15 protein-coding genes and 1 pseudogene are annotated in these 17,244 nt (G+C 71.2%); 9 read left to right on the forward strand and 7 right to left on the reverse strand.

Annotated features, from left to right (window positions below):
• Positions 1-4: 4 nt before the first annotated feature.
• From E1193_RS21035 to E1193_RS21055, 5 genes are all read right to left on the reverse strand, one after another.
• Positions 5-184, reverse strand: coding sequence for a DUF6104 family protein (locus E1193_RS21035; RefSeq protein WP_132184910.1), 180 nt, complete (start codon positions 182-184; stop codon positions 5-7).
• Between the two features lie 93 nt (positions 185-277).
• Positions 278-4,033, reverse strand: coding sequence for a multifunctional oxoglutarate decarboxylase/oxoglutarate dehydrogenase thiamine pyrophosphate-binding subunit/dihydrolipoyllysine-residue succinyltransferase subunit (locus tag E1193_RS21040; RefSeq protein ID WP_132184911.1), 3,756 nt, complete (start codon positions 4,031-4,033; stop codon positions 278-280).
• Between the two features lie 259 nt (positions 4,034-4,292).
• Positions 4,293-5,105 carry an ABC transporter permease gene (locus E1193_RS21045; protein ID WP_132184912.1) on the reverse strand — a complete coding sequence of 271 codons (813 nt, stop codon included), beginning with the start codon at positions 5,103-5,105 and terminating at the stop codon, positions 4,293-4,295.
• Positions 5,102-6,034 carry an ATP-binding cassette domain-containing protein gene (locus tag E1193_RS21050; RefSeq protein WP_132184913.1) on the reverse strand — a complete coding sequence of 311 codons (933 nt, stop codon included), beginning with the start codon at positions 6,032-6,034 and terminating at the stop codon, positions 5,102-5,104. The genes E1193_RS21045 and E1193_RS21050 overlap by 4 nt, the downstream gene beginning before the upstream one ends.
• 149 nt (positions 6,035-6,183) lie before the next feature.
• Positions 6,184-6,855 carry a hypothetical protein gene (locus tag E1193_RS21055; protein WP_132184914.1) on the reverse strand — a complete coding sequence of 224 codons (672 nt, stop codon included), beginning with the start codon at positions 6,853-6,855 and terminating at the stop codon, positions 6,184-6,186.
• Between the two features lie 273 nt (positions 6,856-7,128).
• On the opposite strand from E1193_RS21055, the gene E1193_RS21060 reads away from it, so the two are divergent.
• Together E1193_RS21060 and E1193_RS21065 are read left to right on the forward strand one after the other, a co-directional pair.
• A complete protein-coding gene (locus E1193_RS21060; protein ID WP_132184915.1) occupies positions 7,129-7,908 on the forward strand; it encodes a GNAT family N-acyltransferase in 780 nt (259 codons plus the stop codon).
• Complete coding sequence (locus E1193_RS21065) at positions 7,905-8,888, forward strand: lysophospholipid acyltransferase family protein (RefSeq protein ID WP_132184916.1); 984 nt, start codon at positions 7,905-7,907, stop codon at positions 8,886-8,888. Before E1193_RS21060 ends, E1193_RS21065 begins: the two co-directional genes overlap by 4 nt.
• A gap of 143 nt (positions 8,889-9,031) precedes the next feature.
• Here the strand turns inward: E1193_RS21065 and E1193_RS21070 are convergent, their stop codons facing one another.
• Together E1193_RS21070 and E1193_RS21075 are read right to left on the reverse strand one after the other, a co-directional pair.
• Positions 9,032-9,232 (reverse strand): DUF397 domain-containing protein, encoded by a 201-nt coding sequence (locus E1193_RS21070; protein WP_132184917.1) that lies wholly within the window; start codon positions 9,230-9,232, stop codon positions 9,032-9,034.
• Positions 9,223-10,040: pseudogene (locus E1193_RS21075) on the reverse strand (DUF5753 domain-containing protein). The gene E1193_RS21070 and the pseudogene E1193_RS21075 overlap by 10 nt, the downstream one beginning before the upstream one ends.
• 561 nt (positions 10,041-10,601) lie before the next feature.
• Here E1193_RS21075 and E1193_RS33320 point away from each other — a divergent pair.
• The 7 genes from E1193_RS33320 (at position 10,602) to E1193_RS21110 (ending at position 17,182) form a co-directional block, all read left to right on the forward strand.
• Positions 10,602-10,745 (forward strand): hypothetical protein, encoded by a 144-nt coding sequence (locus tag E1193_RS33320; protein ID WP_243707815.1) that lies wholly within the window; start codon positions 10,602-10,604, stop codon positions 10,743-10,745.
• Complete coding sequence (locus tag E1193_RS21085; protein WP_132184919.1) at positions 10,745-10,993, forward strand: flavin reductase; 249 nt, start codon at positions 10,745-10,747, stop codon at positions 10,991-10,993. The genes E1193_RS33320 and E1193_RS21085 overlap by 1 nt, the downstream gene beginning before the upstream one ends.
• Before the next feature lie 126 nt (positions 10,994-11,119).
• On the forward strand, positions 11,120-11,353 hold the full coding sequence (locus tag E1193_RS21090) for a hypothetical protein (RefSeq protein WP_132184920.1): 234 nt from the start codon (positions 11,120-11,122) through the stop codon (positions 11,351-11,353).
• Between the two features lie 96 nt (positions 11,354-11,449).
• Positions 11,450-13,087: a BCCT family transporter gene (locus tag E1193_RS21095; RefSeq protein WP_132184921.1), complete on the forward strand. Its 1,638-nt coding sequence runs from the start codon at positions 11,450-11,452 to the stop codon at positions 13,085-13,087.
• A 254-nt stretch (positions 13,088-13,341) separates the two neighbouring features.
• A complete protein-coding gene (locus E1193_RS21100) occupies positions 13,342-14,043 on the forward strand; it encodes a response regulator transcription factor (RefSeq protein ID WP_132184922.1) in 702 nt (233 codons plus the stop codon).
• The gene (locus tag E1193_RS21105) at positions 14,040-15,596 is read left to right on the forward strand and encodes a HAMP domain-containing sensor histidine kinase (protein ID WP_132184923.1); all 1,557 of its coding nucleotides are present in this window, start codon (positions 14,040-14,042) and stop codon (positions 15,594-15,596) included. Before E1193_RS21100 ends, E1193_RS21105 begins: the two co-directional genes overlap by 4 nt.
• A 62-nt stretch (positions 15,597-15,658) precedes the next feature.
• Positions 15,659-17,182: a trypsin-like peptidase domain-containing protein gene (locus E1193_RS21110; protein ID WP_132184924.1), complete on the forward strand. Its 1,524-nt coding sequence runs from the start codon at positions 15,659-15,661 to the stop codon at positions 17,180-17,182.
• Positions 17,183-17,244: the final 62 nt, after the last annotated feature.

Below are 17,244 nucleotides of genomic sequence, written 5' to 3' on the forward strand. Positions count from 1 at the left end.
GGGATCACTCGTCGTCGGGGTCGTCCAGGCGGGCGAGGTAGGTGGCGAGGCGTTCGATCGGGGTCTCGAACTCGGGATTTAGGTCGACGAAGTCGCGCAGCCGTTCGGCCAGCCACTCGATGCTGACCTGCTCGTCGCCCCGGCGCTCGACCAGTTCCTCGATGCCACGGTCGGTGAAGTACACGGTGTTCCTCTCGCGAAAGGGACCGCCGAACGAGGACCGGGGCAGCACCGTCACGCGGACGGCGCTGCCCCGGGTCCCGTCGGTGCGGTCAGGTCACGGGCGTGGGAGCGCCGCCTCGATCAGCGCGGTCTGCTCGACCTCGTGCATCTTGGCAGAACCGACCGCCGGGGCCGCGGCGGCCGGGCGGGAGATCCGCCGCAGTCGCACGTCGGCCAGGTGCTCCAGCAGGTTGAGCGCGACGAACGACCAGGCGCCCTGGTTGGCCGGCTCCTCCTGCACCCAGGCGAAGTCCTCGGCGTTCGGGTACGCCGCCAGCGCGGCCCGGATCTCCTCCACCGGCATCGGGTAGAGCTGCTCGATCCGGATGATCGCGGTGTCGGTGACCCCGCGCTCCTGCCGGGCCTGGAACAGGTCGTAGTAGACCTTGCCCGAGCAGAGCAGCACCCGCTTGACCTGCTGCGCCGCCGGGGCAGCCGCATCGGTCAGCACGGGGGCGAAGGTGCCGGCGGTGAAGTCCTCGACCGGGGAGACGCAGAGCTTGTGCCGCAGCAGCGACTTCGGCGTGAACACCACCAGCGGCTTGCGCTTCGGCGACAGGGCCTGGCGGCGCAGCAGGTGGAAGTAGTTCGCCGGGGTGGTCGGGATGGCGACCCGCATGTTGTCCTCGGCGCAGAGCTGGAGGAAACGCTCCGGGCGGCCGGAGGTGTGGTCCGGGCCCTGGCCCTCGTGGCCGTGCGGCAGCAGCAGGGTGACGGCGGAGCGCTGGCCCCACTTCACCTCGCCGGAGGAGATGAACTCGTCGATCACCGACTGGGCGCCGTTGACGAAGTCGCCGAACTGGGCCTCCCAGCAGACCAGCGCGTTGACGTTCTCCACCGAGTAGCCGTACTCGAAGCCCATCGCGGCGTACTCGCTGAGCAGGGAGTCGTGCACGAAGAAGCGGGACCGTTCGCCGTCACCGGTGAGCGACTTGAGCGGCAGGTAGTCGTCACCGGTCTTCGAGTCGACGATCGAGGCGTGCCGCTGGACGAAGGTGCCACGGCGGGAGTCCTGACCGGCGAGCCGGACGGTGACCCCGTCGTGCAGCAGCGCGCCGAGCGCGATGATCTCACCGAAGCCCCAGTCGATGCCGCCCTCGATGGACATCTTGTGCCGTCGGTCGAGCAGCTGCTGGATCCGCTTGTGCGGGGTGAAGCCCTCCGGCAGGTTGACGTGCGCCTCGCCGATCGCCCTGACGACGGCGGCGTCGGTGGCAGTCTCCACCTGCGGCTCCGGCTCGTCCTCGCGACGCGGCCGGCTGAGCTGGCGCGGCGTGGTGGCCGCGTCGCGGGTGGCCTTGAACACCCGCTCCAGCTGCGACTGGTAGTCGCGCAGCAGCTCCTCCGCGTCCTCCACGGTGATGTCACCCCGCCCGATCAGCTCCTCGGTGTAGAGCTTGCGCACCGAGCGCTTCGAGTCAATGATCTTGTACATCTGGGGGTTGGACATCGACGGGTCGTCGCCCTCGTTGTGCCCACGCCGCCGGTAGCAGACCAGGTCGATGACGACGTCCTTGTTGAACGTCTGGCGGTATTCGAAAGCCAGCCGGGCGACCCGGACCACCGCTTCGGGGTCGTCGCCGTTGACGTGGAAGATCGGCGCCTGGATCATCCGGGCCACGTCGGTGCTGTAGAGGCTGGAGCGGCTGTATTCCGGGGCGGTGGTGAAACCGACCTGATTGTTGACCACCACGTGCACGGTGCCGCCGGTGCGGTAGCCGCGCAGCTGGGACAGGTTGAGCGTCTCGGCCACCACGCCCTGGCCGGCGAAGGCGGCGTCGCCGTGCACCGCCAGCGGCAGCACGGTGTAGCCCTCCAGCTTGAGGTCGATCCGGTCCTGCTTGGCCCGGACGATGCCCTCCAGCACCGGGTCGACGGCCTCCAGGTGCGACGGGTTCGCCACCACCGAGACCTTGACCGCGTGGTCGCCGTCCGGCGTGGTGAACTTGCCGTTCTGGCCGAGGTGGTATTTCACGTCGCCGGAGCCCTGCGTCGAGCGCGGGTCCAGGTGGCCCTCGAACTCGGAGAAGATCTTCTCGTACGGCTTGCCGACGATGTTGGCCAGCACGTTGAGCCGGCCCCGGTGGGCCATGCCGATGACGACCTCGTCCAGCCCGTCCTCGGCGGATGCCTCCAGGATCTCGCCCAGCAGCGGAATCAGCGACTCGCCGCCCTCCAGTGAGAAGCGCTTCTGGCCCACGTACTTGGTCTGCAGGAAGGTCTCGAACGCCTCGGCGGCGTTGAGCCGGTTCAGCACGTGCTTCTGCTCGTCGGCCGGCGGCTTCTCGTACTTGCGCTCGATCCGTTCCTGGATCCAGCGCCGCTCCTCCGGATCCTGGACGTGCATGTACTCGATGCCGACCCGGCGGCAGTACGAGTCGCGCAGCACGCCGAGGATCTCGCGCAGCTTCATCCGCTGCCGGCCGGCGAAGCCGTTGACCGGGAAGGTGCGGTCGAGGTCCCACAGGGTCAGCCCGTGCTGGAGGACGTCCAGGTCCGGGTGCTTGCGGATCTTGAATTCCAGCGGGTCGGTGTCGGCCATCAGGTGACCGCGCACCCGGTACGCGTGGATCAGCTCGTGCACCCGCGCGGTCTTGTTGATCTGACCCTCGGAGTCGACGGCCACGTCCCGCATCCAGCGCACCGGCTCGTAGGGGATGCGCAGCGAGGTGAAGATCTGGTCGTAGAAGCCGCGCTCGCCGAGCAGCAGCTCGTGCATCACCTTCAGGAACTCGCCGGACTGCGCGCCCTGGATGATCCGGTGGTCGTACGTGCTGGTCAGCGTGATGATCTTGCTAACCGCCAGCTCGGCGAGGGTCGCCTCGCTCATGCCCTGGTACGGCGCCGGGTACTCCATGGCGCCGACGCCGATGATGGCGCTCTGCCCCTGCATCAGGCGCGGGATGGAGTGGACGGTGCCGATGCCACCCGGGTTGGTCAGGGAGATGGTGGTGCCGGCGTAGTCGTCCATGGTCAGCTCGTTGCGGCGGGCCCGCCGGACCACGTCCTCGTACGCCTGCCAGAACTGCCGGAAGTCCATCTGCTCGCAGGCCTTGATGGACGGGACCACCAGGTTGCGGGAGCCGTCCGGCTTGGCCAGGTCGATGGCGATGCCCAGGTTGACGTGCTCGGGGCGGACCAGCGCCGGCTTGCCGTCGACCTCGGCGTAGGAGTTGTTCATCTCCGGGTGCTCGACCAGCGCCCGGACCATCGCGTACCCGATCAGGTGGGTGAAGCTGACCTTGCCACCGCGCCCCCGGGCGAGGTGGTTGTTGATCACGATGCGGTTGTCGACCAGCAGCTTGGCCGGGACCGCGCGGACGCTGGTCGCGGTCGGAACGGCCAGCGAGGCGTCCATGTTCTGCACGATCTTCGCGGCGATGCCGCGCAGCGGGGTGGTGCCGGCGGCGCTCGCCGTCGGGGCCTTCGCGGCCGGCTTGGCCGTGGCCGCCCTCGGGTCCGGCTTGGGCTCGGCGGCCGGCTTGGCTCCGGCGACCGGCTTCGCCGGGGCCGGCTTTGGCTCGGCGGCGGGCTTCGGCGGGGCTGTTGGCTGCTTCGCCGGCGGGGTCACGGTGGCGGCGGCCTCCTGCTGGCCCGCCGGCTCGGCGGCCGGCTTCGCCGGAGCCTTCTCGGCGGCGGGGCGGGGTGTCGCGGCGCCCGGGGCCGGCCGGTAGTCGGCGAAGAAGTCGTGCCAGGCCGAATCGACGCTCGAGGGGTCGGCGAGGTAGCGCTGGTACATCTCCTCGACGATCCACTCGTTCGGGCCGAAACCCGCCAGTGGGTTCTCCTGCGAAGTCTGCTGGGTCGACACGGCCGGTAATCGCCTCTTTCACGCGGGTTGAATGTCACGCGGTGGCACCCGTGCCCGAGTGGAGGCGCACGGGGGACGGTCCCAGGCTACGCCGTACGACTGGCGCAGGCATTTCCGCCTCCGATGGGTGGCCCGTTTCACAGAAGATGCCAGAAGTTCAGCAAACGCTGCGTGTCCCGTCGACTCCTGGTAGGCGCGACCACCCCGGACGGTGACGTTTCCGTCGCCGTCCGGGGTGGTCCGGGGCTGCCGCGACCGGTCAGGAGATGTCACGCCGCCGGGTGATCAGAACGCCCGCCACGCCGCTGGCGAGGGCGTACCCGACCAGCACCAGAGCACCCACCCACCAGGCGGGGAGCATCTCCGACTCGCCGCCGCTGACCATGATGCTGGAGGCGGCAGCCGGCCACACCACCTGCCACTTCATCACCGCCATGTTGTCCAGCCAGTTGGCCAGCAGGAAGAACAGGACCCCCACCACCTGGGTGCCGAGCAGGTAGACCACCGACGCCGTGATCACCGCGCCGAGCTGGCTGGTGATCAGGGTGCCGATGCCCACCCCGAGGACGGTCCAGATCGCGTACGCCAGCAGGTTGAGCAGCAGCGCCCGCTGCACCTCCCACTCACCGAGCTGCGTCCCGTGGTCGTTTAGGGCCAGCACCGTCGCACCGGCGGCCAGGTCGATGACCGTGGTGACCAGCCAGAACCCGAAACCCAGCAGAGAGGCGGCGATCAGCTTGCTGACGATCACCGAGGTGCGCCGCGGGGTCGACAGGAACGTGGTCGTCGCGGTCTGGTGGAAGAACTCGTTGGTGACCATGAGGATGCCGATGAGCATCACGAACATCAGCCCGAGGTACTGGCCGGAGGTGTAGAGGTTGGCCGCCTGGGCGGCCGGGGTGGCGGGGATCCCGCCGGCCTCCGCGGTCTCGGGGTTGCCGCTGAGCGAGCTGACGGCGAGCCAGGCGTTGACCGCGAAGGCCAGCGCGAGTGACAGGAACGCCCCGAGGCCCAGCAGCCACCAGGCGTTGGTGGTACGGATCTTGAGCAGTTCGGATCGGACCAGGTTCATCGGATGCCCGCCTTCCCGGCCGTGAGCTCCAGGAAGACCCGTTCCAGGTCGGGTCGTTCGGTGGTGAGTTCGTGCAGTTCCACGCCGGCGGCCAGGGCGGCCCGCCCGACGGTCGGCGCGTCCGCCCCGTCGACCAGCAGCACGCCGTGCTCGTCGGAGGTGACGGTGGCCGACTGCGCCTTCAGCGCGGCGGTCAGCTCGTCGGCCTGCGGGGTGCGCACCCGCACCCGGACGCCCTGCGCCATCGAGCCGATCACCTGGTCGACCGGACCCTGGCGGACCAGCTGCCCGGCCGCGATGATCACCACGTCGTCGGCCAGCAGCTGCATCTCGGAGAGCAGGTGGCTGGAGACCAACACCGTGCGGCCCTCCTGGGCGAGGCCCTTGAGGAAGCCGCGCATCCACCGGATGCCCTCCGGGTCCAGCCCGTTGGCCGGCTCGTCCAGGATCAGCACCCGGGGGTCGCCGAGCATCGCCGCCGCGATGCCGAGCCGCTGCTTCATGCCCAGCGAGTAGCCCTTGAACTTGCGCTTCGCGGCGGGCGTCAGCCCGACCAGCGCCAGCGCCTCGTCGGCCCGCCCCTGCGGGAACCCAGCCGCCGCGCAGATCACCCGCAGGTGGTTGATCCCGGTGCGACCCTTGTGTGCGCTGGACGCCTCCAGCACCGCGCCCACATGCCGCAGGGGGTCGGTCAGGTCGGCGTACCGCCGGCCGCCGATCGTGGCCGTGCCGCTGGTGGGGGTCACCAGGTTCAGCAACATGCGCAGGGTGGTGGTCTTGCCGGCGCCGTTCGGGCCGAGGAAGCCGGTCACCCGACCGGGTTCGACGGTGAAGGACAGGTTGTCGACCGCCCGGACGTTCTTGTACTGCTTGGTCAGTCCGGACACGACGATCTGGCCGGTGTTGGGGCTCCACTGCCCGTCGGACATCGTTCTCCTCCCGTGCGGCGGCGCGTCACGCGCCGCGGTGCGCGGCGCCGTTGCCAGGGCGCCGCCGTCAGCCTGCCAAGCGGGAGCAACCCGCGCCATCCGGCGCACTCGCTAACCCGCTCTCCCTCCCGGGCGGGAGGCCGTCATCCTCAGGGACGAGACGCCGGCCCCGGCGACACCGCGATCCAGGTGGCACGGGCCCGGCCCAGCAGCGCGCCGGTCGGGCCGTACAGGCTGGTGTCCACCACCGCCTTGCGCCCCGTGACGTCGACCGTCGCGCCGGTGACGACGCACTCGTCGGCCGGTGCGGGCAACGCGTCGATGACGGCGGCGATCCGGCCGAGGACGTACGGCCGCCCGGGGGTGAGCACCGCCCAACCGCCGGGGCAGTCCAGCGCCGCCCAGACCGTGGCCGGGACGACCGACGCGGGCGCCCGGAACGGCGCGGCGGTCCGACCGCCCGGGAGCCGCCCGGGGAAGATCCGCAACCCGTCCACCCGGTCCGGGCCGCAGACGTAGCAGCCGGGGAAGGGGTGATCCCGCAGACCCGGGTACGCGGCGGAGGCCACCGCCGCCGTCGTCTGGTCCACCGGGGGAACCGCCGCAGGCAGGTCGCCGGCCGGCCGGACCTGGGCGACGAGCTTCCCGTCCGGGTCCAGGACATCGTCCTCGACCATGGTCAACGAGGTGTCCAGCGGCGGCGGGCGGCGCAGGGTCACCTCGACCGGTCCGACCGTGCCGTACGCGGTGGCGAAGATCCCGGCGCTCCATCCGCCGTTGCCCGAGCCGGGCGGGCCGTTGAACCGGGCCTCGATGATCATCGAAACACCTCCGTGCGTGCCGGCGTCGTCGCCGGGTCCGTCCCGGCAGCGTCGCACGGCCGAACCGGGCCGCCGTTGCGGGCCCACCGACCCGTCGGTGACCAGGACGACGCCGAAACGGCCGGGTGCGCGAGCCGAACGCCTGGCGCGCGGCCCGCCGGATGGCCTGGTCGGCCCGCTCGTGCCCGGGTCGGAGCCGACGGCCGGCCGGCGTTCACCGGATCGACACCCGTCACCGGGCGGGCGGCAACCCCGGGCACCTACACAGGAGCCATGGCTGTTCTGCATGCCGCTGGCGCACCCCTGACGACCAGCGGATACACCCTGCTGATCGCCGACGACCCGACCCAGGTCGCGGCGGCGCAACGCCTGCGCCACGACGTCTTCGCCACCGAACTCGGCGCGACCCTGCGACCCACCGTGGACGGGCGCGACGTGGACGACCTCGACGCCCACTGCGACCACCTGATCGTGCGCGAGGAGCGCACCGGCGCGGTGGTCGGGACGTACCGGCTGCTGCCCCCGGGCCGCACCGACCGCCGGTACGCCGAGGGCGAGTTCGACCTGACCGCGCTCGACCCGCTGCGCGACGTGCTGGTCGAGGCGGGCCGCTCCTGCGTCCACCCCGACCACCGCTCCGGAGCGGTGATCAACCTGATGTGGGCCGGCATCACCCGCTACCTGCACCTGCGCGGCTCCCGCTGGCTGGGCGGCTGCGCCTCCGTGCCGGTGGGCGACGGCGGCCGGGCCGCCGCCGAGGCGTGGGCGCTGGCCCGCGCGAAGCACCTGTCGCCGCCGCTGCTGCGGGTCCGCCCCCGCCGGCCCTGGCTCGCCGAGCCGGGGTCGGCCGGGCCGGACACCGCGACCGGAGGGCCCGCCGGGACCGCCCTGGTCCCGCCGCTGCTGCGCGGGTACCTCCGGCTCGGCGCGTGGATCGCCGGCGAACCGGCGTACGATCCGGATTTCGCGGTGGCCGACTTCTACGTGCTGTTCTCCCTGGACCGGATGAACCCGCGCTACCTGCGGCACTTCCTCGGCGGGGCCGAGGGGTGAGCGTCGCGCTGTGGCGGCCGGTATCCGGCTGCGGGCCGGTCTGCCTGCCGGCCCCGGACGAGGCGCCCGCCGTGCCGGTGGCGTTGCGGGCGGCCCGGCTGCTGGGCCTACTCGGGATGATGCTGGTCGGAACGGTCCTGGTGGTCGGTCTGCTGCCGGTGCTGCCGGCGGCGGAGCGGGCCGCTGCGGCACGGGGTTGGGCGCGCGGCACGGCCCGCGTCCTCGGGATGCGGCTGCAGGTGCGGGGCCGGCCGCCACGCAGGCCGGCGTTGCTGGTCGCCAACCACGTCTCCTGGCTGGACGTGCTCGCGGTGCTGGCGGTGTCGCCGGCCCGGCTGCTGGCCAAGAGCGAGGTCCGCCGGTGGCCGCTGGTCGGGTGGCTGGCCCGCGCGGCCGGCGCGCTCTTCGTCGACCGGGCCCGTCCCAGGGACCTGCCGGCGACGGTCGACCGGGTCGCCGCAACGCTGCGCGGCGGCGACCCGGTGGCGGTCTTCCCCGAGGGTACGACGTGGTGCGGGGCGAGCGCGGCGGCCGGCTGCCGCCCGGGGCGCGGGTTCCGCCCGGCCACCTTCCAGGCGGCGATCGACGCCGGGGTGCCGGTGGTGCCGATCCGGATCGGCTACCGGAGTGCCGCCACCGGCGCGGACACCACCGCCGCCGCCTTCGTCGGTGACGACACCCTCTGGGGCTCGGTACGCCGGGTGCTCGCCGCCCGTGACCTGGTGCTGACGGTGCGGGTGGCGGCGGCGCTGCACCCGGCCCGGGACGCCGACCGGCGGGCGCTGGCCCGGGCCGCCGAGGCGGTGGTCCACCTGGTCCCGGCCCGCGTCGCCGTACCCTGCCCGGCCGCCGTCGGAGGCCTCGGAGACGATCCACTCCGACTGCGCCAGATCGCGGTGTCCTTTGGCCGGGACACCGCCGTTCGCGCCAAACGGAGTGGATCAATCGGTCCCCGGGACCACGGCCCGGTCGTCGCCTAACCTCTGCTCCTGGCGGACTTCCTCCAATGCGCGCCGCTGAGATGCCCATTCGACTTCCCGCCGTGGCCACGGACATGCGAAAGGCCCCCAGCAGCGCAGCTTTGGGCGGCGCGGTTTCTGGGGGCCTTGTCTGTGTTGCCGGATCAGCCCACGGGGCCGATCGTCTTGGCCAGGTCGACGAAGGACTGCCACGCTGCGGGGTTGAGGTGGAGGGTGCCACCCTCCCGGTCCTTGGTGTCGCGCACCAGCACGTCGCCCGGCATGTTGTCGGCCACCTCGACGCACGACCCGCCGTTCCCGCCGGACCGCGTCGACTTCCGCCACTCGGGGGTCGTTACGTCCATGACTTCGCCACTTCCTTGATCAGCTCGGCTGACTGACGACGGGGGAGAGTCTCGTTCCGCACGATCTCCCACGTCTTGGCCAGCCTAGCAATATCAGCGGGTGCATCGACGATCTGCGCGGTGAGCTGGTTGTCGGCATGAGCAACCCTCGTGCCGTCCGTTAGTTCGGCGATGATGAACTGCCCGGCCAGCCCGAGGTACATGCCGGCGTCCACCGGCACGACGTGGACCTGGATGTGCTCCGCGTCGCGCAGGCCACCAGGTGGTCAAGCTGCTCGGCCATCAGTCCCGGCTGATCCAGCACGGGCCGGCGCAGCACAGACTCGTCCAGCACGGCGATGAGCTGCGGCGGCTTCTCCCGTTCCAGGATGGCTTGCCGCTCCAGACGGGACGCCACGATGCGCTCGACCTCCTCGGCGGTGAACCGCCCGCCGGCCAGCGTGGCGCGGGCGTACCGCTCGGTCTGAAGCAGGCCGGGGAGGTAGGCCAGCTCGAACCAGCGCAGCGTGGTTGCCTCGCGCTCGAACTCGATCCACTCCCGGAGCCAGGTGGGGTCGGCGTCCAGCTTGGCCAACTCGCGCAGCATCCGTCCGAAGCGGCCCTCCTTGGCTTCGGGGTCATGGGCGGGATCGTGCGCCTTGTCGATGGCGTGCATGTAGTCCCTGGTGGGAGGACGGCCACCAGTCTCGACCGAGCTGACGTGAGACCCGGTGTAGCCGATAATCTTACCGAACTGGTCCTGGCTGAGCCCGAGTGAGGAGCGGAGCAGGCGAAGTTCGTTCAGCACGTAGTCCGTGGCGGTCCCCATCGATTCCCCAATCCCTGCTCAATCTCGTCGGCGGGTCCTGCAAGTCCGCTCACTCACTGTCCTGACGTGCACGGTCACTGTGAGCACGTATCGACGCTAGCCCCGTCCTGTCCAGACTGTCACGCAGCAGGTCCGCTTCTATCCGGAGAGCGACGGGGTGGATCTTGCCTGGGGCCGCTTGTGCCCCCCCCGTGCAGGGGCGGCCCCTTTCCCACTCTTGAAGGAGGTCGACGTGCGTATTCCGTGGTTCCGGTGTCGGTCCACTGCCCTGCCCGCCCTGCCGAAGCGGAAGGCCGGCTCCAGCCTGCCCGAGTGGATGCGCGAGCCGACCCCGACCGATGCCGCTGCAGAGTCCCGGCCGTGTCGGCTGGCTGACGCCGGCGCAGCAGTTCCGCGCCAACGGGGGTCGCTGGTGAGCGGGCTGGTCGCGTCCTGGCAATCACCGGGCATGTCGGTTGCCACCCGACGTGGGACTGTGCGGCCTGCGGCCAGCCGTGGCCCTGCCCGTCCTTCCGGGCGATACCGTGGGATCAGCTCGACACGGCGGCCCTGATCCCGGTCATGTCGTCGGTGATGCGCGGCGCGATCCGGGACCTGCGCGGCCGACCGGAGGGGCCGCGGCCACCGGAGATCGTGAAGCGGTTCCTGTGGTTCCTGCCGCTCGATGGTGAGGAAGCCCGCGCCGTCGCCCTGCGGGTGCGTTGATGGCCGGCCGGATGATCCCGCACCTGCCGATGCGCCCGCTGTGGCGGTGCCGCAACTGCGGCGCGCCGTGGCCGTGCCAGCCGGCCCGGCTCTCCCTGCTGGTCGAGTACCGCAACGACCGCACCGCCCTGCTGGTCTACCTCGCCCAGCAGATGACCGAGGCACGTGACCAACTCACCCAACTCAACCCCGACCAGCACACGGAGCTGACGGAACGCTTCCTCGCCTGGGCCAGACCCCGAGGATGAACACGAGTACAGGCCACAACCGCATGAGGGTGAGGGTGGGACCGCGTAGTGCCGCGAGCAGGACCTCCAACCTACGGCCAAACCCACACCGGATATGCGCGCCGACCCACCTCTCGCCAGTACGCGGTGTCATACCGGCATCATCTACAAGAGGTCGGTCTGACCGGTTCGTTCCGTTTGTTCGCCGCTGCTGTCACGCAACTGTCATGGAATCGCAGGGCCAGCTTCAAGCCCGGCACCGAGAGTGGTGGCCGCCTCATCACCGACATCGGGGGAGTCCGCTCCAGCGATCCTTCATTTCTGCGTGCACTCGTCATCGCCATGAGCGGCGATGGCTTTTCCGGTTTGCCGAGCCGATGACATCGATCGGGACAGACAAGGATGCAGGTCGTTCGGCGCGCGCATGGCGCCGAAAACCTGGCCCGCATCCCGCGAAACCACGGAGGTCCACCGACCATGACTGTGTCTGCCACACGTGCGGCGCCTGAGAACGACCCGCCGCCGGGCGACGCCCCGGTCCAACCGATCCGCCGCCCGCGGAACGTCGACCCGACGGTGTTGGGCGTCGCCGCCGCGGTGTCCGTGCTCTTCGTCCTGTGGGGCATCGTGGCCACCGACAACCTGGCGTCGGTCACCGGTGCCGCCCTCGACTGGGTGGTCAGGGTGTTCGGCTGGGTCTTCGTGCTGGCCAGCGCCACCTTCGTGGTGTTGTCGGTCTGGCTGGCGCTGAGCCGCTACGGCCGGATCAAGCTCGGCCGGGACGACGAGAAACCCGAGTTCTCCACCGTCTCCTGGGTGGCGATGATGTTCAGCGCCGGCATGGGCATCGGCCTGATGTTCTGGGGTGCCGCCGAGCCCCTGTCCCACCTGGGCGCACCGCCGCGTGGTCTCACCGAACCGAACTCCCAGCAGGCCGCCCGGGTGGCCATGGAGTACTCCTTCTTCCACTGGGCGCTGCATCCGTGGGCGATCTACTCCGTGGTCGGTCTCTCGGTGGCCTACTTCACCTTCCGCAAGGGCCGGCGCGGCCTGATCAGCAGCGCCTTCGTCCCGCTCATCGGGGAGCGCGCCGAACGGGGCGCGGGCAAGGCCATCGACATCTTCGCGATTTTCGCGACGCTGTTCGGATCAGCGGTTTCCCTCGGTCTGGGGGCCCTTCAGATCAACAGCGGCCTGACGACCCTCTGGGACGTGCCGAAGTCCACTCCGCTGGCGATCGGCATCATCGCGGTGCTGACCTTGGCGTTCGTGATCTCCGCTGTCACGGGTGTCAAGCGCGGCATTCAGTTCCTGTCGAACACCAACATGGTGCTCGCGGTGGCGCTGCTGTTCTTCCTGCTCGTGGTCGGCCCCACGGTCTTCATCTTCAACACGTTCACCGCGTCGACCGGGGGTTACCTGAACGACTTCATCCCGATGAGCTTCCGCACCGGGGCGTTCGGCGGCGAGGAGTGGATGGCGGGCTGGACCATCTTCTACTGGGCCTGGTGGATCTCCTGGACCCCGTTCGTCGGCGCTTTCATCGCCCGCATCTCGAGGGGTCGTACCATCCGCCAGTTCGTCCTCGGCGTGGTGGCCATCCCGAGCCTGGTCAGCTTCGTCTGGTTCTCGGTGTTCGGCGGGACCGCGATCGATCTGCAGCTCGGCGGCACCGACTTGTCGGCCGCGGTGTCGGAGAGCCCGGAGGCGGCGCTCTTCGCGGTCCTGCGGGAGTTCCCGTTCTTCACCGTCACCGCGATCCTGGTGATGGTGCTGGTGGCGCTCTTCTTCGTCAGCGGAGCCGATGCCGCGTCGGTGGTGATGGGCACCCTCTCCTCCCGCGGCGACATCGAGCCGAAAAGCTGGCTGGTCGCCATGTGGGGCGTCCTGACCGGCCTGGTCGCCGCGGTGTTGTTGCTCGCCGGCGGGCTGTCCGCCCTGCAATCGCTGACCATCCTCGCCGCACTGCCCTTCCTGTTCGTGATGGTGGGCATGGTCGCCGGGCTGCTGCGCGAGCTGCGCCACGAACCCTTCACCGCGACGATGGCCACGGAGATCGGTGCCCTTCCGGCCGTCACCCCGGGGCCGACGCCCGCGATCTCCGACGCCTCCTGACCCACCACGGGGGCCTGCCCGGCTCAGGGCCGGCCCCCGTGCTCTCCCATTGGCGCGACCGCCGCCGGAGGCTCGTGGAACGTCCCGTGCCGCCGATCATCAGTCCCCGCCGGCTGGGAGAGCCAGCTCCGCACCGCGATCCGAATCCTCGATGGCGCTGGACGGGCTCCGCCGGCTGTAGGGCTGAACGACTCACAGGCTCTTTTCAGCCGGTGTCCAGCATCGCCGCAGTCACGCCATAGATGATGCGAGGCATGGCCGCTACCCAGACCGAGGCGCGACTGCTCGTCGTCGAGGACGATCCCAACATCCTCGAGTTGCTCTCCGCCAGCCTGCGCTTCGCCGGATTCGACGTGGCCACCGCCACCAGCGGCAGCGCGGCGTTGAGCACCGCCAAGGAGCACCGCCCCGACCTGGTGGTCCTCGACGTGATGCTGCCCGACCTCGACGGCTTCGAGGTCATCCGGATGCTCCGCGAGGGCGGCACGCGTACCCCGGTGGTCTTCCTGACCGCCCGGGACGCCACCGACGACAAGATCCGGGGCCTCACCCTGGGCGGCGACGACTACGTCACCAAGCCGTTCAGCCTGGAGGAGTTGACCGCCCGGATCCGGGCGGTGCTGCGGCGCACCGCCACCGGCGAACACGCCCCCTCCCGGCTCACCTTCGCCGACCTGGAACTGGACGAGGAGACCCACGAGGTGCACCGCGCCGGCCAGCGGGTGCAGCTGTCGCCGACCGAGTTCAAGCTGCTGCGCTACCTGATGCTCAACGCCAACCGGGTGCTGTCCAAGGCGCAGATCCTCGACCACGTCTGGAACTACGACTTCCGTGGCGACGACAACATCGTCGAGTCCTACATCTCCTACCTGCGCCGCAAGGTCGACAACACCCAGCCCCGGCTGATCCACACCCTGCGCGGGGTGGGCTACGTGCTGCGCAAGCCGGCAGCGTGAGTCTTTTCGACGAGGCGAAGGGCCGGATCCGCGGCGTACCGCTGCGGGTCAAGCTGGTCGCGGCGGTGCTGGCGCTGGTCGCCGCCGCACTGCTGGTGATCAGCTCGCTCACCACGTACTTTCTGCGCGACTACCTGGTCGGGCAGGTGGACGGGGAGTTGCAGGCGGCAAGCGACCAGGTCGGCCGGGTACTGCCCGCCCTGGAGGCCGGACGCGGCAGCGCCGCGCTGCCCACCGACTACGTGGTGGCACTCGCCGGGGAGAACATCGCCAAGATCATCGCGTACGACCACAGCCTCGCGCTGGACGACCTGCCCAGGATGCCGCACGATCTGGCGGGATACCGGGCCGCCGCCGAGAAAGAGCCGTTCAACGTTCGTTCCGAGGACGGCCGGGACCGGTGGCGGATGCTCTACCGGGAACTGCCCGACGGCCGGGTGCTCGCGGTCGGGCAGCACCTCACCGACGTCGACCTGGCGGTCAAGCGACTGGTCTGGATCGATCTCCTGGTCGGCTGGGCGGTGCTGATCCTGCTCGCCTCGATCGGCGCGGCGATCGTCCGGACCAGCCTGAAGCCGCTGGTCGAGATCGAACGGACCGCAGCCGCGATCGCCGGCGGCGACCTCAGCCGCCGGGTGCCCGACCCGGAGGAGGGGAAGCACTCCGCCACCTCCGAGCTGGGCCGGCTCTCCCGGGCGTTGAACGCGATGCTGGCCCAGATCGAGGCGGCCTTCACCGCGCGGGCCGCCTCCGAGGCGGCGGCCCGCTCCGCCGAGGCGGGGGCCCGCGACGCCGCGTACGCGGCACAGACCTCCGAGGCCCGGGCCCGGCGCTCGGAGGAGCGGATGCGGCAGTTCGTCGCGGACGCCTCCCACGAGCTGCGTACCCCGCTGACCACCATCCGCGGGTTCGCCGAGTTGTACCGGCAGGGCGCGGCGCGGGAGCCGGAACAGACCGCCGACCTGCTGCGCCGGATCGAGGACGAGGCGGCCCGGATGGGGCTGCTGGTGGAGGACCTGCTGCTGCTCGCCCGGCTGGACCGGGAGCGCCCGCTCGCGTTGGCCCCGGTGGAGCTGCCGGTGCTCGCCTCCGACGCCGTGGAGGCGGCCCGGGTGGTCGCCCCCGAGCGCCGGATCGAGCTGGAGATCGCGCCCGGCTCCGGGCCCCTGGTCGTGCGGGGGGACGACGCCCGGTTGCGCCAGGTCATCGGCAACCTGATGACCAACGCGCTCACCCACACCCCGCCCGAGGCGGCGGTGACCCTGGGGCTGCGTACCGAGTCGGGAAACCTGGCCGTGGTGGAGGTCGCCGACACCGGCCCGGGCCTCACCCCCGAGCAGGCCGAGCGGGTCTTCGAGCGCTTCTACCGGGCCGACGCGGCCCGCACCCGCCGGGCGAGCGGGATGACCAGCACCGGCCTGGGGCTGGCCATCGTCGCCGCGCTGGTGGCTGCCCATCACGGCACGGTCGAGGTGACCGACACGCCGGGCGGCGGAGCGACGTTCCGGGTACGGCTGCCCCTGTTGCCGGTGACCGACAGCGAGCCCGACTGACTGTCAGACAACTTCCAGGTGGGTTCCAGGCTGGTGACAGTGCGAAGGGGGAAGGTGGAGACATGAACGAGTTCGACACCGACCCGCAGCGGCGTCCAGCCGCCATCGACGCCGAGCCGTCGCCCCCCACCGCAGAGCTGCCCCGCGCCGAGCGCGGGCAGTCGGACTCGACCGAGGCCTCACCGGCCGACCGTCCCGCCGGCGCCGCGGGGGAGCCGGCGGGCATCCCGTCGCAGAGTTCTCCCTACGCGCCCGCGCAGACCTCGGCCGCGCCGTACCCCGGGGCGCAGACCTCGGCCGCGCCGTACCCCGGCCAGCACGTCGGGCACCAGCCCGGCCAGCACGTCGGGCACCAGCCGGGCCAGCACGTCGGGCACCAGCCCGGTCCGTACGGTGCCCACCAGCCCGGCCAGCACCCGGCCGCCGGCTACCAGGCGGCAGGGTACCCGCAGTCCGGCTGGCCGGGCGGCCCTGGCGGTCCGGTCCCGCCCGCCCACGGCGCGCAGCCGGTGCCGCCGTGGGCGGCACCCCCCAAGCCCGCGAAGGTGGCCAAGTTCATCGGCGCCGGCATCGTGGTCTTCGCCCTCATGCTGGGGTCCGGCGTGGCCGGCGGCGCGCTCGCCCTCGCCCTGGACGGCGGCTCGGGTGGCGTCACCCGCACCTACTCGGCCGCCCCGGTGATCAACAGCGCGGACCTGCCGAAGATCGCCGCCGCGGTGCAGGACAGCGTCGTCTCGATCGCCACCGACAACGGCGAGGGGTCCGGGGTGATCCTCACCGCCGACGGTTTCGTGCTCACCAACAACCACGTGGTCGCCTCCGCCTCCGGCGGCATCGTCCGGGTGATCTTCGCCGACGGCAAGGCGGCCCAGGCGACGATCGTCGGCACCGACCCGAAGACCGACCTCGCGGTGGTCAAGGCCAGCGGCGTGGACGACCTCAAGGCGGCGAAGTTCGGCGACAGCGACGCCATGCAGGTCGGCGATCAGGTGCTCGCCCTGGGCAGCCCGCTCGGCCTGCAGGGTTCGGTCACCGCCGGCATCATCAGCGCCCGCGACCGGACCATCCAGGCCGGCGAGGGCGGCCAGCAGGACCCGCAGCGGGGAGCCACCTCGATCTCCGGGCTGCTCCAGACCGACGCGCCGATCAACCCCGGCAACTCCGGCGGTGCCCTGGTCAACACCCGGGGCGAGGTGATCGGCATCAACACCGCGATCGCCACCGCAGGGCAGGGCAGCAACGGCAACATCGGCGTCGGCTTCGCCATCCCCAGCAACAAGGCCAAGGACGTCGCCGGGAAGCTCCAGCGTCGCGAGAAGGTCAGCCACCCGTCGCTCGGCGTCAGCGTGACCGGTGCCGAGAACGGCGGCGCGCTGGTCTCGGCGGTGGTGCCGGGCAGCGCCGCCGAGAAGGCCGGCCTGCAGCGCGGCGACGTGGTCACCAAGTTCGGCGACAAGGTGATCAACGACTCCAACGACCTCGTCGGCGCGGTGCAGGCCGGCAAGGTCGGCGACCGGGTCGAGGTCACCTACCAGCGGAACGGAACCGAGGCGACCGTGACCGTCACCCTCGCCGAGGCGTCATAACCACAGACCTGCCTCCCCGCGGGCGGCGGGTGGCGCAGCCAAGGGGGTTGGCTGCGCCACCC

It is taken from the genome of Micromonospora sp. KC606, from assembly GCF_004348675.1.
Taxonomy (GTDB): Bacteria; Actinomycetota; Actinomycetes; order Mycobacteriales; family Micromonosporaceae; genus Micromonospora.

Bases quoted from the DNA above. Each gene is read 5' to 3' on its own strand.
- E1193_RS21095 (WP_132184921.1), top strand. From the start codon at position 11,450: ATGACTGTGTCTGCCACACGTGCGGCGCCTGAGAACGACCCGCCGCCG.
- E1193_RS21100 (WP_132184922.1), top strand. From the start codon at position 13,342: ATGGCCGCTACCCAGACCGAGGCGCGACTGCTCGTCGTCGAGGACGAT.
- E1193_RS21050 (WP_132184913.1), bottom strand. From the start codon at position 6,034: ATGTCCGACGGGCAGTGGAGCCCCAACACCGGCCAGATCGTCGTGTCC.
- E1193_RS21085 (WP_132184919.1), top strand. From the start codon at position 10,745: ATGGCCGGCCGGATGATCCCGCACCTGCCGATGCGCCCGCTGTGGCGG.
- E1193_RS21060 (WP_132184915.1), top strand. From the start codon at position 7,129: ATGGCTGTTCTGCATGCCGCTGGCGCACCCCTGACGACCAGCGGATAC.
- E1193_RS21045 (WP_132184912.1), bottom strand. From the start codon at position 5,105: ATGAACCTGGTCCGATCCGAACTGCTCAAGATCCGTACCACCAACGCC.
- E1193_RS21110 (WP_132184924.1), top strand. From the start codon at position 15,659: ATGAACGAGTTCGACACCGACCCGCAGCGGCGTCCAGCCGCCATCGAC.
- E1193_RS33320 (WP_243707815.1), top strand. From the start codon at position 10,602: ATGTCGTCGGTGATGCGCGGCGCGATCCGGGACCTGCGCGGCCGACCG.
- E1193_RS21070 (WP_132184917.1), bottom strand. From the start codon at position 9,232: ATGGACGTAACGACCCCCGAGTGGCGGAAGTCGACGCGGTCCGGCGGG.
- E1193_RS21055 (WP_132184914.1), bottom strand. From the start codon at position 6,855: ATGATCATCGAGGCCCGGTTCAACGGCCCGCCCGGCTCGGGCAACGGC.